This is a genomic window from Bifidobacterium sp. LH_417 (genome assembly GCF_056357035.1).
This window is the reverse complement of the sequence record NZ_JBKEVI010000001.1, coordinates 466,912-481,700: the sequence shown is the minus strand read 5'-3', so window position 1 is coordinate 481,700 and position 14,789 is coordinate 466,912. Positions and strand designations below refer to the sequence as shown.

The following is a 14,789-nucleotide window of genomic DNA, read 5'->3' as shown; positions in this document are numbered from 1 at the left end:
AAAGAATCCCGTGAGGCCGTCCGTTACGCCTGTGCCGCTCCCGCCGACTGCGGCGCGGGGCCGTCGCCGCGGATGAACGCGAGCACGGCCTGCAGATCCTGCGGCTGGACGAGCACCTGACGGGCCTTCGAGCCTTCGGAGGGGCCGACCACGCCGCGCGATTCGAGCAGGTCCATGAGGCGGCCGGCCTTCGCGAAGCCGACGCGCAGCTTGCGCTGGAGCATCGACGTGGAGCCGAACTGCGTGGTGACGACCAGCTCGGCGGCCTGCAGCAGCACGTCCATGTCGTCGCCGATCTCCTCGTCGGGTTCGCTCCCCTTCTTCTCCGCCTCCTTGGCCATCTGCTCGATGTCCTCGCGGTATTTCGGCTTGCGCTGGGTACGCACGAACTCGACGGCCTTGCGAATCTCCGATTCGGACACCCACGAGCCCTGCACGCGCTTCGGCTTCGCCTCACCCATCGGCAGGAACAGGGCGTCGCCCTGACCGATCAGCGTCTCGGCGCCGGTCGTGTCGAGGATGACGCGCGAGTCGGTGGCCGAGGAGGTGGCGAATGCGAGACGCGACGGGATGTTCGCCTTGATGAGGCCGGTGACCACGTCGACGGACGGGCGCTGCGTGGCGAGCACGAGATGCACGCCGGCGGCTCGCGCCAGCTGCGTGATGCGCTGGATCGAGCTTTCCACGTCGTTCTTGGCGACCATCATCAGATCGGCCATCTCGTCGACGACAACGAGGATGTACGGGTAGGGCGCGACCTTGCGGTTCGAGCCGGCGGGCGCGTGCACCTGCCCGGCCCGCACCGCCTTGTTGAAGTCCTTGACGTGGCGGAAGCCGAAGTATTCGAGATCCGAATAGCGCGCGTCCATCTCCTTGACGACCCATTCGAGCGCCTGCGCCGCCTTCTTCGGATCGGTGATGATCGGCGTGAGCAGATGCGGGATGCCCGCGTACGCGGACAGCTCCACACGTTTCGGGTCGACCATGATGAGGCGCACCTGATCGGGCGTGGCGCGCATGATGATCGACGTGAGCATCGAGTTGATGAAGCTCGACTTGCCGGAGCCGGTGGCGCCGGCGACGAGCAGGTGCGGCATCTTGGTGAGGTCGGCGGTGACGAACTTGCCCTCCACGTCCTTGCCGATGCCGGTGAGCATCGGGTTCGGGTCGGCGAGCGCGCCCTGCGAGCGCAGCACGTCGCCCAGGTGCACGATCTCGCGGTCCTCGTTCGGGATCTCGATGCCGATGGCGGATTTGCCGGGGATCGGCGAGAGGATGCGCACGTCGGAACTGGCGACCGCGTAGGCGATGTTGCGCTGGAGGTTGGTGACCTTCTCGACCTTGACGCCCGGAGAAAGCTCGACCTCGTACTGGGTGACGGACGGGCCGCGCAGGAAGCCGACGACCTTCGCGTCGACCTTGAACTGCTGGAACGTGGAGGTCAGGGCCCGGATCACGCGGTCGTTGGCCGGTGTGCGGGCCGCATGCGGCTTGCCTTTGACGAGCAGGTTGAGGTCGGGCAGGCGGTACGGCTGTTCGACCGGTTCGGCCGGTTCCGCGCCGTCTCCCGCCGTGGGACCGCCGGCGTTCGCGGCCATGGTCCCCGCTCCCCCGTCGACGACCTCGCCGGAGGACGGGTCGACGTGCGGATCGTATGTTCCGGCCGACGCGACCGCGTTGGCGGGCGTCACGTCCTGTTCGCCGGTGTCGGAGCCGTAGGCGCCCGAGCCGGCGCCCATCGCGACGGTGGCGGGCTGCGCGGCGCGCGCCGGTACGCCGGCCGCGTCGCCGGCCGCGCCCGCCGCCATGCCGGAGGCCGTGCGCGCGCCGGCGCCCATCACGGTGGTCGCCTGGTCGGCGGCGGACGCGATCGGCGCCCACGGGTCGGCGTAGGTCGGCGAGACGGCCGGCAGATCGAGCGAATCGGTGTCGATGACGGTGGTTTCGGTGGCGTCGCCGTGATGCTTCGCGGCGACGCGGAACGGGTCGTCGGCGTCGTACCGGTCGAGCGACGGGTCGTCGGAGGAGCGGCGGCGCGAGAACAGGCGCGACAGCCATCCGAACGCGCCAGAGCCGCCGCGTGACGCGCCGTCATCCGCATCGTCGTCGCCGTCGTGCGTGGGCACGCCGTCGGCGAGCGCGATGCCGCCGTCGCCGACGCGCACCTCGTTCGGGAACTCGTCGTCGCCGCGCTTGCCGTCCGCATCGTCGACGGGCCTGCCCTGAATGCGCGCGACGATGCGGCGGAACAGTCCGGGCAGGTCGGTGACGTGCAGTCCGGAGATGAGCAGCAGCGAGAACAGGCCGACAATCACGAACACGACGATGGCGAACGCGCGCGAAAGCCCCCAGGCGAGCGGCGAGCCGAGCGCGTAGCCGATGAGGCCGCCCGCGTTCTGGATCGCGGTCCAGTCGAATCCGGGCGTGCCGGCGGCGAGCGCCACGTCGATGATCGAGCAGACCGACCACAGGAGCATCACCCATCCGGTCATGACGCGCGGATTGCCGGAGCCTTTGCCGGAGTTGCGCATGAGCCGGAACGCGACGAGGAACAGCAGGACGGGCAGCATGACGCTCATCACGCCGAACACGCCGGCTGCGAGCGCGTGCAGAAGACGGCCGAACGGACCCTGCACGCGGAACCATTCGGACGCGCAGAACAGCACGCCGAACACGAGCAGCGCGAAGCACAGGCCGTCGCGTCGGTACGCGGGGTCGAATTCGCCCACGCCGGAGACGGAGCGTACCGCGGACCCCAAGGCGCGCGGCACGGCGAGCAGCGCGCGCCGCCACAACGGTTCGTCCATGTAGTCCCCCTCGTTCACCGGATCCATGCGACGGGTCCGCCCGTCGTTCGCGCCCGAGCCGGCGCCCCTGCTTCCTCGTGTCTTTGCCATAGCGCACTCCAATGTAGCGAATCGCTCGTACCGTGTCGCGCGCGCCGCGCGAATCATCGTCAATTCCCCATACGACGGTCTCGGGGGACGCCCGGGAACGCGCGTCGTGGTCTATCATGGGGTGCATGACTCCAGCCGAACGTGCGAGCGCAGTCGCATTTGCACTGAAGAACTGCGCGTTGGATTCGATGACGCCGGGCGATGCGACGATGCGCGCCGCGGCCGACTATGAGGCGGACCGGATCGACGTGGGTGCCCTCATCGACGCGGCGGACGGCGAGACGTCGCATGTGGTGGGCGCCTCGCGGCTCGCGGACGGCTCGCTTGACGACCATGCGCGCGACCGCGCGGCGTCCGTGTTCGCCCGCACCGTGCTGCTGGTCGAACGCCCGTGGCGGCCGACCGGCGACCTCGACGAGCTGACCGCCATCCATAAGGGCCTGTTCGAGGGCGTGTTCGACGACGCGGGACGTCTGCGCACGTCGGACACGTCGCGCGGCGTGACGAACGACACGGCGCGCGCCCATAACCCGGAGGCGTTCTTCCCTGCCGGTCTGATCGAGACGGGGGCGCTCAACATCGCCACCGAGCTGGCGGAGCGACGCAACCTGCAGGCGTTGGACCGCGGCGAGTTCACGCACCGTCTCGCCCACGTGTACGACGAGCTCGGCTATCTGCATCCGTTCCGCGGCGGCAACGCGATGACGCTGCGCATGTTCGCCTCGCGTCTCGCGCACGACGCCGGCTGGGACCTCGACTGGGGTCCGGTGACGCGCGAGGCGTACAAGGCGGCGAAGCATGCGGCCTACCGGGGCGACACGTCCGGCTTCGAGCGCATGTTCTCCTCAATCGTGCGCCCGGCGAATCCGACGCGCGTGTTCCTCATCGCCGGGTTCGAGCAGGGCCCCGCGCACTGATCGCGCTGACGGCGGCCTCGGGCCCACTCCACATCGAAAGGCCTCCGGAACGTTCCTGCGGACGTCCCGGAGGCCTGTTCATATCCGGATTCAGGCGATGTCGCCGAGATGGTGCTGGACGTATTCGTCGGCGTGCGCGTCGATCACGTCATAGTCGCCGGCGTCGGCGTGCGCGATGATCGCCATCGCGTTGTCGACGAGCCGCGGGTTCAGCGCCTCAAGCCAGTGGATGCGCGGGTCGCGGCCGAACCATCCCATCTGCTTGCGGGCGAGACGGCGCGTCTTCTGCGCGATGTCCGCCCAGGCGTCCTCCTCCTCGTCCCACATGCCGTCGAGCAAATCGATCATCTGCTGGTAGCCGAGCGCGCGGCCGGCGGTGAAGCCCAGATGCGGGCGCAGGCGGCGCACCTCGTCGAGGAATCCGTCCTCGCGCATCCTCGCGGTGCGGATGCCGATGCGCCGGTCGAGTTCGCGACGGTCCAGGTCGAGGCCGATCTGCACGGACGGAATCACGTAGCGGTAGCGCGGCAGGCTCGCCGAATACGGCCTGCCGGTCAGTTCGATGACCTCGAGCGCGCGGATCGTGCGGCGCGGGTTGCGCGGGTCCATGCGTGCGGCGGCCTGCGGGTCCTTCGCCTTGAGCTCCTCGAACAGCGAGGCCGCGCCCTCCGTCCTCTCGCGTTCCTCGAGCCGCGCGCGGATCGCCGGATCGGTTCCGGGGAAGGAGATGTCGTCGATGGCGGCCCGTGCGTAGAGGCCGGAGCCGCCGACGAGGATCGGGCGCACGCCGCGCGCCTTGAGGTCGGCGATCGTGTCGCGGGCGAGCTTCTGGAAGCGCGCGACGGTCATCGTGTCGTCCGGGTCGATGATGTCGATGAGATGGTGCGGCACGCGCGCCTGCTCCTCTTTCGTCGCCTTCGCGGTGCCGACGTCCATGCCGCGGTACATCTGGTAGGCGTCCGCGTTGACGATTTCGGCCTTCTGCCCCGCCGCGGCGAGACGTTCGGCGATGGCGATGCCGAGGCCGGTCTTGCCGGACGCGGTGGGGCCGACGATCGAGACGACGCGCGGTTCGTCGGTCCGTCCGGTGTCGTCAACGTGTTCGGTGTCCTCAATGACGGACATGGTAGGTCTGTCCCTTCCTCGGATCGGGGTCGGCGATGAGGTTGTGGCGGCCCGCGTGCGTGACGGTCGCGGTCACGAAGTCGCCGATCGTCGGCGTCGGCTCGCCTTCCGGCACGCCGATGTGGACGAGCACGCCGGTCTTCTCACGTCCGGTGACACGGTGCGTGTCCGAATCCTTCTTGCCCTGCTGGCCGGTGACCATCACCTCGACGTCACGCCCTTCGAACGTGGCGAGGTTCTCCTCGGTGATCCGCTCCTGCAACGCGACGAGACGCTCGAAGCGTTCCTGGACGACGTCGTGCGGCAGTTGTTCCATGGCGGCGGCGGGCGTGCCGGGGCGCGGCGAGTAGATGAACATGAACGCGGACGAGAACCGCGCCTCGCGCATCACGTCGAGCGTGGCCTGGAAATCCTCCTCGGTCTCGCCGGGGAAGCCGACGATCACATCGGTGGAGATCTGCGCGTCCGGCATGGCGGCGCGGATGCGGCCGAGGATGTCCAGGAACTTCGCCGAACGGTAGGAGCGGCGCATCGCCTTGAGGATGCGGTCGGAGCCGGACTGGAGCGGGAAGTGCAGCTGGTGCATCACGTTCGGCGTCTCGGCCATCGCGGCGATCACGTCGTCGGTGAACGCGGCCGGGTGGGGCGAGGTGAAGCGCACGCGCTCCAGTCCCTCGATGTCGCCGCAGGCGCGCAGCAGCTTGCTGAACGCGTACCGGTCGCCGATACCGTAGCCGAACGAGTTCACGTTCTGGCCGAGCAGCGTGATCTCCTTCGCACCGCCGGCGACGCAGCGGCGAATCTCGTCGAGGATGTCGCCGGGGCGGCGGTCCCGCTCCTTGCCGCGCGTGGTGGGCACGATGCAGAATGTGCACGTATTGTTGCAGCCCACGGAAATCGCGACCCACGAGCTCACGCGGGATGCGCGGGCGGCGGGCAGGTCGCTGGGCATATGCTCGAGCGCGTCCGTCACCTCGACCTGCGGCTTGCCGGTGGCGCGGTTCTGGTCGAGCAGGCGCGGCAGCGATTCGAGGTTCTTCGTGCCGAACACGGCGGACACCCACGGCGCCTTGTCGGCGATCTTCTTCCTGTCGATCTGCGCCATGCAGCCGCCGACCGCGATCTGCAGGTTCGGACGGTGCAGTTTGACGCGGTTGTAGCGTCCGACCGTGCCGTACATCTTCTCGGTGGCGTTCTCACGCACCGCGCACGTGTTGAGCACGATCAGGTCGAGGTCGCGCGAGGCGACCTGCTCCTCGGTGGCGGGCACGTAGCCGTCCGCCTCGAGCACGCCGGCGATGCGCTCCGAATCGTGCACGTTCATCTGGCAGCCGAGCGTGTCGATGTGGAACACGCCCTTGCCGCGGCGGCCGGCGATTGCGGCCGCGTCGGCGGTCTCGACGTCGTACGAGGCACGCTCCGCCTCGGTCATCATGTCTTCGTTCACAGCGTTCCATTCTATGGGACGGCCGGGTCACGGCATGTCCCGCGCATGGTATGCGCGCGGCCGGGCGGGGCGGACGTCCGCGCATGCCCGCCATGGATGCCCGCCATGGACGCCCGCCATCGGCGGCAGGTGGGGAGATTTTCAGCAGACGTCCGGATTCGCATGGTCCCCGCGGCTATAATCGTTGCCGTGATACTTGACCGTCATTCCCGATTGAGCACCTCCGACCTCAAGGCCCGATTGAAGGGACTGAACCTGTCGGACAGCGTCTTCGACGCCAACCAGATCACCGAGTTCGTCGATCTCATGCAGGTGTACGAAGGCGCGATGTACGAGATCTCCACGAAGCTGGAGATCCTCGACAACGAGTTCCAGGTGCGCTTCGCGCACGATCCGATCCACCACATGGAGCGTCGTCTCAAATCGGTGGGGTCGATCATCGGCAAGCTGGAGCGCAAGGGGCTGCCGATCGCCGTCGATTCGATCAAGGACAACCTGTTCGACGTGGCGGGCATCCGAGTGATCTGCAACTACCGCGACGACGTGTATTCGGTGTCGAACTACCTGTCGGCACAGTCGGACATCCAGGTGCTGCGCGTCAAGGACTACATCAAGCGCCCCAAGCAGAACGGCTACCGTTCCCTGCACGTGATCTACGCGGTGCCCGTGTTCCTCTCGTCCGGAGCCCATTACACGCCGGTGGAGGTGCAGTTCCGCACGATCGCCATGGACTATTGGGCGAGCCTCGAGCACGCGCTGCGCTACAAGGCGGACCTACCGGACGCGAAGCTCAGCGAGCATTCGCAGACGCTGCTCGACTGCGCGCGGAGCCTGCAGAACATCGAGGTGCAGATGCAGAACATTCACCGCGACATCAACGGCGCGCCGGTGGTCGATCAGACGCCGAAGACCACGGACTGAAGCCGCTCACTCCCTCGGTTCCGCCGGCTCCTCCGGCGCGGTCTGCGCGGTCTGCGCGGCGTCGTTCCGACGCATCCACTTGGGCAGTTTCGCGGGAGCCTGGGCGAGCATGGTGCCCGCGAAGATGAGCGCGCAGCCGAGGTAGCCGCGCGGGGTCATCACCTCGCCGAGGAAGATCGCGCCGCCCACGGCGGAGAAGAACGATTCGAGGCTCATGAGCAGGCTGGCGCGCGTGGGCGGCACCCACTGCTGTCCGACAGCCTGCAGCGTGTAGGCCACGCCCACTGAGCCGATGCCCGCATAGAGGATCGGCATCCACGCGGAGGCGGCTCCCGCCCAGTCGATCGAGCCTTCGATGGCGGAGCCGATCCAGCTGAGTGTGGCCGTCGTGCAGAATTGGACGAACGAGAGCACGATGGCATCAACTTTCGCGCCAAGCTCGTCGATGACGAGGATGTGCGTGGCGAACAGGAGCGCGGTGAACAGGAGCAGCAGGTCGGCGAGACCGATCGAACCGAATCCGTCGGTGATGCACAGGCAGTAGAATCCGGCGACGGCGAGCACGACCGCCACGCCGACGAGCGCGTTGATGCGCCGGTGCAGGAACGCGAAAGCGAGCAGCGGCACCATCACGATGTACAAGGCGGTGAGGAACCCGGCGCGCCCGGCGGATTTGCCGTAGAGGATGCCGTACTGCTGGAGCGTGCTCGCGCTGAACAGCACGATGCCGCAAATGACGCCGACGACGATCGGGTTGGCGAGGAAGGGACGCGGCGAACGCGGTTCAGGCGTCGGGACGTCGGCAGCGTGCATGACGCCATCGGGCACCACGGCGTCGGACGACGCGGCGGGCGTGGGTGTTCCCGTCCGTTTCCTCCGACGCATGAGCAGGATGGGCAGGAGCGAGACCGCTCCGAGCGTGAACCGGGCGGCGTTGAAGAACAACGGGGTGACCGCATCCATGCCCTGCACCTGCGAGACGAAGGCGAATCCCCAGATGAGCGCGCATACCGTCAGGCACAGCGTGCCGATGACGTCCTGTCTTCCCTGCTTTCCCATAAGGATTCAACCTACCGTGCGGATGCGCGCATATGGAAAGACCCGACCACATGGTGGTCGGGTCCCGGTGACTGAGATGCTCTCCTATCAGTCCCTGCTGCCGAACAGCTGGAGGATGTAGAGGAACATGTTCACGAAGTCGAGGTACAGGTTGAGGGCGCACAGGATGGAGATCTTCTTGATCATCTCCGGCCCCTGGGCCTCGTATGCCTTGAACAGGGCCCTCGTGGACTGGGCGTCGTACATGGTCATGCCGGCGAAGATCACGAGACCGATGGCGCACACGAGGCGCGTCATACCGCTCACGCCGGGGATGAAGGCGAGCACCAGCTGGGTGATGATGAGCACGACGAGCGCCACCATGAGGATCGGCCCGAACTTGAGCATGTCGAACTTCGTGGTGAGGCTGAACATGGTCAGGGCGAGGAAGAACGCGGCGGTGACGCCGAGGGCGATGCCGATCTGGCCGAGGTCGTACACCCAGAAGATGGAGCTCAGGGTGAAGCCCATGAGTGCCGCGTACACGTAGAACATGGCGCGGGCTCCCCCGACGCTCATCTTCGTGATGCGCATGCCGAGCACGATGGCCATGCCCACCTGCACGACGCACAGGCCGATGAGGCCGATCATGCCCGTGTAGTCGCGGAAGTAGTAGTAGGCGCCGGTGATCTGCGCGAGCACGGCGACCAAGGCGGTCACGACGAGGCCGATGGTCATCTCGCCGTACGCCTTGGTGACGGAGACGCGCTCCGCCTGTTCGTAGGAGTAGGCGACCTGTCCGTCGACGGTGGCAGCCGCGCCGCCCTGCCCCGCGTATGCGTACTGGGGCTGACCATACTGGGGCGGCATCTGCTGGTTGTAGTTGACGTAATTGGTGTTCTGCTGGCCCGCGTACTGATACTGCGGCGCGCCGTAGCCGGTGTTCAACGTGCTGTTGCCCTGCGGCTCGTAGTTGGGATTGGGCTGGGGCTGCTGACCGAATGTCATGTTCGCTCCTTCTCGTTATCGACGGTTCCCATCCTACGCAGGCAACTGGGCGTTGTCTGGGAATTCAGCCCATCGCATCATCCGCTTCCGGATACGGCGACGGGGACGGACGATTCCCGACGATTCGTCGGGTTTCGCCCGTCCCCGCCATTTCCAAGGCCGCGAGCGCACGTGGAACGGAACGACCGCGGCCCCGAATCGACGAGTCCCCGGATCAGAAGAGCGGAACCGTGCACATGGCGCTGCCGGCCGAACCGCTGGCCTCCTTCGCGTCCTTCTCCTCGCCGTTGACGATGATCTTGCAGGTGACCTGCTGGTCGTTCCCGCCCATGATGTCGCCGGTGACGCTCACGCCGGTGAGGTCCTTGGCCTCGTCGCCGGTGAAGGTCTTCGACCAGGTACCGGAGAACTGTTCGGTGTTGCTTGAACCGCTCTTGGTCCAGATCACGGTGCCGTTGCCGGTGGCCGTGGCCTGGAATTCGACGGTCTTCTCGGTCATCTTCCCGGACGACGCGGTATCGTCCGACTTCGAAGCATCCCCGTTCTGCGTCTTCTGGCTCGTGGATGTCGACGATGAGGTTCCGGCCCCGTTCGACGAGCCGCCGCCGACGGCGCCGCCGATGGCCAGCACCACCACAACGACGATGACCCAGAACCACCATTTCTTGAAGATCGGCTTCTTCGCCTTGGTCTTGTCCATGGTTTTCTTCCTTCCCTGTGGAGCGGACCCGTCGTCCGCGACTCTTTCCGACGACGCTACAGGGTCATGGAGGTTTACGTCAGTGTACGAACGGACGTTTCCCCGTGCCCCATCGGGCGGGTCGGCCGTGTGCGACACGTCCGCATGTCCCATGGCGCCGCACCGGGACTTGGCCATACAGTGGAGTGCATGACGCACGCACATCAGCAGCAGACGGCCGCACCGGCCGACGAGGTTCCGGTGCGCACGAAACGGGCATGTACCTTCGCCATGGTCCCGTTCGCCGCGACGATGTGCCTGGTCCAATGCGCGTACGCCGCTACGCCGTATACGCGCGATCCTCATGGCGGCGTCTATCTGTGGATGATGCTCAGCACGCTGCTCGCCTTCGCGTTCCCCCTGCTGCTGACCGCCAGAGACCGTCATCCCGAAGCCGTGTTCTGGATCTGCTGCGCCGTGGTGGCGGTGTTCCCCTATGATCCGCTGCTCATGCTCATGGCGCTCACCTCGCTCGTCGCCCGCCGTTCGGACCGCACCCGTACCATCCGGGCCGTCGCCGCGGGTGCCTCGGTGGCGGTATGGGCGCAGCTCAGGGATGCGCTGCATCCGGCCGACGCCTCGTTCTGGCACATCGTCTTCGCCGAACCCGACACCGGAACCAACGGCGTGCCCATCAGGATGATGACCGGGGAGACGCCCATCGTCATCACCGCGGTGGTCGTGGGCCTCATCGGCACGCTCATCGCCACCCTGTCCGGACTGCATATCCGCTCCCGGGCGAGTCTGTCGACCGCACAGGCACAGGCCGACGCCGCGGTATTCCACGCGCAGACGCTCCGTGACGATCTCGCCGACCAACGCCTCGCCGACGCGATAGCCGCCGAAGCGCATGACACGCTCGCCCATTCGTTGTCCCTGCTCGCATTGAACGCGAGCGCGCTGCAGGCGGAGGCCGGCCGGCTGCCGCCATCCGAACAGTCCCAGGCCATCGCGCGCAAGGCCGAGGACATCCGCCGTCAGGCGGCCGGAGCCTTGGACGAGGCCCATCAGATCATCGATATGCTGCGCCATCCTCAGACGGCCTGGGAACAGATGGCCCCATCCGATGAGACGGCATTGACCCGTGAGGCGTTGGACCGACTCGTCGACGACGCCCGGAACGCCGGGATGCCGCTCAACACGTGGATCGACATTCGGCAGCTCGGCGCGCTCGACGACACCGTGGCGAAAGTCGCCTACCGGGCGGTGCAGGAGGGGCTGACCAACGCGCGCCGTCACGCGTCGGATGCTCCCGTGTCGCTGGAAGTCAACGCCAACCCCGAATCCGGAGTACGCATCCACGTGACCAATCCCCTGCCGAACACGACCACCGGAGGCGCGCCCGCACCCCCGACCACCGACGCGACGGTTCCACCTGTCTCCGGACCCGTCGTCGGTCCTGCGGACGTCGCCACGGGACACGACAGGCCGTCGGGCGCCGGACTACCCGGCGTCACCGCGAGAGCGCGGAGCGTGGGTGGGGATTGTCGCTATGGCGTGGACGACCGACGTATATTCCATATGGACGTCACCTTGCCGTGGACATGGCGAAGCCCGGACGAACAGACCGTGCCGATTCCCCATGGCACCGCGATCGTGCCATAGTATGGCATCGTGAGCGAAGAACAGCAGCATGATATGGCGCGGATGCCGGTACGGGTGGGCATCGTCGACGACGATCCGATGATCTGCCAGGCGATGTCGCTGATCCTCACCGATTATTCCGACGGGCGCGTCGTCGTGGCGTTCACCGCCGTCGGCGGGGAGGATGCCGTGCGTCAGGCCGCCGAACAGCATCCCGACGTGGTGCTCATGGACATCGCCATGCCCGACATGGACGGCATCGCCGCGACACGGCGGATGCGAGCGCTCCCCCGGCCGCCGCACGTGCTCATGCTCACGTCGCTCAGCCCCTCGAACACCGTGGAACGCGCCGTGGAGGCCGGTGCGGAAGGATTCGTCTCGAAAACGGACGCCCCCGACGAAATCATCCGCCGAGTGCTCGGCATCTGCTCCGACGCACCCCAGTTCAACCCGGCGAGCCAGCGGCAGCTCATCATCGGACTGCGCGAACAACGTCCGACATCACGGCGCGACGAGGCCCGCGCCATGCTCGACGCATTGCCCGAACGGGAGCGCGAGGCGGTGATTCTCGCGGCCGAAGGATTCACGAACGCGCAGATCGCCTCCCGCATGTTCATTTCGGAACGCACCGCGAAAGCGCACCTGTCGAACGCCGCGGACAAGCTCGCGATGGGACGCGTGCAGATGGCGCGTCTGGTGGAACGGGCCGATATTCCGTTGCGCCCATAGCCGCACGCCGTCGCCCGACGGCGCCCGACGGCGCATTCATCGACGCGCATATCCGGAATGCGACATGCGTCACGATATTCCAGACGCGCTGTACCGGCCGTCCGCACCTTGCGCTGCTAGGCTGTTACGTGAAAAAACGCAGAGGGTCGTCACGCTCCGCAGCGGTCCGCGGAGCCGGCCGAAGTCGCCGGAAGGAAATGAGATGGGTATCAACGCCAAGGAACTGCCGCTGGGTGACGTGTTCACGCCGGACTACCTATTGTCGATTCCCTCGTTCCAACGCGCCTATATCTGGAGGCCCGAGCATATCCTGCAATTGGTGAACGATCTGCTGGAGGCGTGCAAGACCCCGGAGACACCCTACTTCCTCGGTTCGCTCATCCTGGTGCGCGAGGGAGGCTGCCGCTTCGAGGTGATCGACGGACAGCAGCGTCTCGTCTCCCTGTCGATCATCATCGCCGCATTGCGTGATCTGGAACGCGACCCCGAATGGATGACGCTGCTCGATCATCTCATCGTCGATCCGGGCGACAAGCTGCGCGGCATCGCCAACGAACCACGACTCACACTGCGTGAGCGGGATGCCGCCTTCTTCCGCGAATACGTGCAGGAAGGCAATCTGGAGGCCCTGTTCGACCTGACCGACGAGGATTGGACGACCACCGCCCAGCGCAACATCATGCGCAACACGAAACGCGTCTACGACGAACTGTCCACCCTGGATGAGGAGGAACGCCGCGCGTTCGCCTCGTACATGGTCAAGATGGTCACGCTGGTCATCGTCACCACGGACGACCTGGACGGCGCGCACCGCATCTTCGATGTGATGAACATGCGGGGTCTTCCGCTCACCGCGTCCGACGTGTTCAAGGCGCGCGCCACATCCGCATTGAAACCGGCCGAGATGGATGCCTACGCGCAGCGCTGGGACGACGTGATGGACCCGCTCGGCGACGACCCGCAGTCCACCGAGGAGTTCTTCTCGACGCTGCATATGATTCTCACGCACAAGCACTCCACCGACAAGCTCATCGAGGAGTTCCTTGCCGACGTGCTGCAGCCGCACATCGACGCGGGCGACGTGCCTGCGTTCATCGACGGCACGCTCGCCCCCTACGCGACCGCATGGCAGATCATCGCCCACGCGTCCGACACGGTACTGCCCGACGATGTGAAAATCCGCCTGGAGGCGTTGAACGACTACCACAACCACGAGTGGAAGGCCGTGGCGATGTGGATTCTCGTCCACTCATACCGTCATCTCGGCTCGCCGGACGTCTCCCCGTTCGCCTCACGCGGCAGTCGCGCGGCACGTGCCAACGCCACCGTGAAGACTTTGGGAGGCCATGACGCGCAGCGACTGGTCGACGTGCTCACCTCACTGGAACGCGTCACCGGCGTGGATACGCTGAACCGGGTCGATGCGTTCAGGCGCCGCGGCCACGCGACCGCCGCGATTCGCGACCTCGACAAGGGCTATCCGACGAATCTGGTACGCGGCCTCACCATCAAGGCGGATGACCGTGCCGGGGCGCTCGTGCGCCTGCACGGCGAAATGCAGGGCGACGAGGAGCTGGTGCGTCTGCTGCTCATCCGCGCGAACGAACAGGCCGCGGGCATGCACCTGTCACGCCCGCGCAAACTCAGCGCCCTATCCATCATGCCGTTGGACATCGAGCGATCCGCCTCGTTCGCGAACTGGTCGCAGGACGACCATGATTATTGGATGTACCGTCTTGGCAACATGGCGCTCGCGCAGGGTGCCGACAACCAGCTCGACCGCATGGCCGAATACGCGCCGCGCCGCGACCGCATGCTCATGCGCGGCGATTCGCGCCGGTTCCCGCTGACCGCGGGTCTTAAGGACTTCAACGAGTGCACGCCGGCGATGATCAAGCACCGTCAGGAAGAGACGATCCGACTCATCGCCGACTATTGGCAGATCCGATACGACGAAAACCATACGGATCTGACCGGGCAGGGCGATGCCGCGCTTATGCAGGATACGACGGCGAAACCGACGCACGGGTCACGTCGCGTGACCATCCGTCAGGTCGTCAAGGCGGGACTGCTCATCCCCGGCGAGAAACTCGTTTGGGACCGCCCGCGCAAGGGCGAACGTTGGTATGCGACCGTGACCGAAAACGGCAGGTTCCGTCTTGACGACGGTTCCGAACACGCCTCCCCCACGGCTGCGGCGAAGGCTGCGGCCGGAGGGAAGGCCAGCGGCGGTCTGGATGTGTGGAAGCGCACGTCGGATGGTGTGAAACTGTCGGAAATCTGGAAGAAGTACCGCCAACAGGCCGGGTGAGCGCGGGGACCACCCCCACCCGCTTCGCGGAAGCCCCCGCCAGCGGGGGCAGACGGTGTCGCCGCGCTTCGTC

General features: G+C 66.7%; 11 protein-coding genes. 5 read left to right on the top strand and 6 right to left on the bottom strand.

The window, feature by feature from the left end; all coding sequences use genetic code 11:
• Positions 1–23 precede the first annotated feature (23 nt).
• A complete protein-coding gene (locus AC1AYR_RS01995) occupies positions 24–2,897 on the bottom strand; it encodes an FtsK/SpoIIIE family DNA translocase (RefSeq protein WP_476510879.1) in 2,874 nt (957 codons plus the stop codon).
• Positions 2,898–3,022: 125 nt separating this feature from the next.
• On the opposite strand from AC1AYR_RS01995, the gene AC1AYR_RS01990 reads away from it, so the two are divergent.
• A complete protein-coding gene (locus AC1AYR_RS01990; protein ID WP_084686271.1) occupies positions 3,023–3,814 on the top strand; it encodes a Fic/DOC family protein in 792 nt (263 codons plus the stop codon).
• 90 nt (positions 3,815–3,904) lie between these two features.
• On the opposite strand, the gene miaA is transcribed toward AC1AYR_RS01990, so the two are convergent.
• Complete coding sequence (gene miaA / locus AC1AYR_RS01985) at positions 3,905–4,939, bottom strand: tRNA (adenosine(37)-N6)-dimethylallyltransferase MiaA (protein WP_476510880.1); 1,035 nt, start codon at positions 4,937–4,939, stop codon at positions 3,905–3,907.
• The gene (miaB, locus tag AC1AYR_RS01980) at positions 4,926–6,374 is read right to left on the bottom strand and encodes a tRNA (N6-isopentenyl adenosine(37)-C2)-methylthiotransferase MiaB (protein WP_476511179.1); all 1,449 of its coding nucleotides are present in this window, start codon (positions 6,372–6,374) and stop codon (positions 4,926–4,928) included. The genes miaA and miaB overlap by 14 nt, the downstream gene beginning before the upstream one ends.
• Before the next feature lie 174 nt (positions 6,375–6,548).
• Between miaB and AC1AYR_RS01975 the strand changes: the two genes are divergently transcribed.
• Positions 6,549–7,307, top strand: coding sequence for a GTP pyrophosphokinase (locus AC1AYR_RS01975; RefSeq protein ID WP_476510881.1), 759 nt, complete (start codon positions 6,549–6,551; stop codon positions 7,305–7,307).
• Between the two features lie 6 nt (positions 7,308–7,313).
• On the opposite strand, the gene AC1AYR_RS01970 is transcribed toward AC1AYR_RS01975, so the two are convergent.
• The 3 genes from AC1AYR_RS01970 to AC1AYR_RS01960 form a co-directional block, all read right to left on the bottom strand.
• Positions 7,314–8,366 (bottom strand): DMT family transporter, encoded by a 1,053-nt coding sequence (locus AC1AYR_RS01970; RefSeq protein ID WP_476510882.1) that lies wholly within the window; start codon positions 8,364–8,366, stop codon positions 7,314–7,316.
• An 87-nt stretch (positions 8,367–8,453) separates the two neighbouring features.
• Positions 8,454–9,353, bottom strand: coding sequence for a Bax inhibitor-1/YccA family protein (locus AC1AYR_RS01965; protein WP_476510883.1), 900 nt, complete (start codon positions 9,351–9,353; stop codon positions 8,454–8,456).
• A gap of 214 nt (positions 9,354–9,567) precedes the next feature.
• Positions 9,568–10,053: a hypothetical protein gene (locus AC1AYR_RS01960; RefSeq protein WP_476510884.1), complete on the bottom strand. Its 486-nt coding sequence runs from the start codon at positions 10,051–10,053 to the stop codon at positions 9,568–9,570.
• A gap of 270 nt (positions 10,054–10,323) precedes the next feature.
• Between AC1AYR_RS01960 and AC1AYR_RS01955 the strand changes: the two genes are divergently transcribed.
• The 3 genes from AC1AYR_RS01955 (at position 10,324) to AC1AYR_RS01945 (ending at position 14,716) form a co-directional block, all read left to right on the top strand.
• On the top strand, positions 10,324–11,697 hold the full coding sequence (locus tag AC1AYR_RS01955) for a sensor histidine kinase (RefSeq protein WP_476511180.1): 1,374 nt from the start codon (positions 10,324–10,326) through the stop codon (positions 11,695–11,697).
• Positions 11,698–11,730: 33 nt separating this feature from the next.
• Positions 11,731–12,405: a response regulator gene (locus AC1AYR_RS01950; RefSeq protein ID WP_476511181.1), complete on the top strand. Its 675-nt coding sequence runs from the start codon at positions 11,731–11,733 to the stop codon at positions 12,403–12,405.
• A gap of 202 nt (positions 12,406–12,607) precedes the next feature.
• Positions 12,608–14,716 carry a GmrSD restriction endonuclease domain-containing protein gene (locus tag AC1AYR_RS01945; protein WP_476510885.1) on the top strand — a complete coding sequence of 703 codons (2,109 nt, stop codon included), beginning with the start codon at positions 12,608–12,610 and terminating at the stop codon, positions 14,714–14,716.
• Positions 14,717–14,789 lie beyond the last annotated feature (73 nt).

Bases quoted from the DNA above. Each gene is read 5' to 3' on its own strand.
- AC1AYR_RS01995 (WP_476510879.1), bottom strand. From the start codon at position 2,897: ATGGCAAAGACACGAGGAAGCAGGGGCGCCGGCTCGGGCGCGAACGAC.
- AC1AYR_RS01990 (WP_084686271.1), top strand. From the start codon at position 3,023: ATGACTCCAGCCGAACGTGCGAGCGCAGTCGCATTTGCACTGAAGAAC.
- miaA (WP_476510880.1), bottom strand. From the start codon at position 4,939: ATGTCCGTCATTGAGGACACCGAACACGTTGACGACACCGGACGGACC.
- miaB (WP_476511179.1), bottom strand. From the start codon at position 6,374: ATGATGACCGAGGCGGAGCGTGCCTCGTACGACGTCGAGACCGCCGAC.
- AC1AYR_RS01975 (WP_476510881.1), top strand. From the start codon at position 6,549: ATGGTCCCCGCGGCTATAATCGTTGCCGTGATACTTGACCGTCATTCC.
- AC1AYR_RS01970 (WP_476510882.1), bottom strand. From the start codon at position 8,366: ATGGGAAAGCAGGGAAGACAGGACGTCATCGGCACGCTGTGCCTGACG.
- AC1AYR_RS01965 (WP_476510883.1), bottom strand. From the start codon at position 9,353: ATGACATTCGGTCAGCAGCCCCAGCCCAATCCCAACTACGAGCCGCAG.
- AC1AYR_RS01960 (WP_476510884.1), bottom strand. From the start codon at position 10,053: ATGGACAAGACCAAGGCGAAGAAGCCGATCTTCAAGAAATGGTGGTTC.
- AC1AYR_RS01955 (WP_476511180.1), top strand. From the start codon at position 10,324: ATGGTCCCGTTCGCCGCGACGATGTGCCTGGTCCAATGCGCGTACGCC.
- AC1AYR_RS01950 (WP_476511181.1), top strand. From the start codon at position 11,731: ATGGCGCGGATGCCGGTACGGGTGGGCATCGTCGACGACGATCCGATG.
- AC1AYR_RS01945 (WP_476510885.1), top strand. From the start codon at position 12,608: ATGGGTATCAACGCCAAGGAACTGCCGCTGGGTGACGTGTTCACGCCG.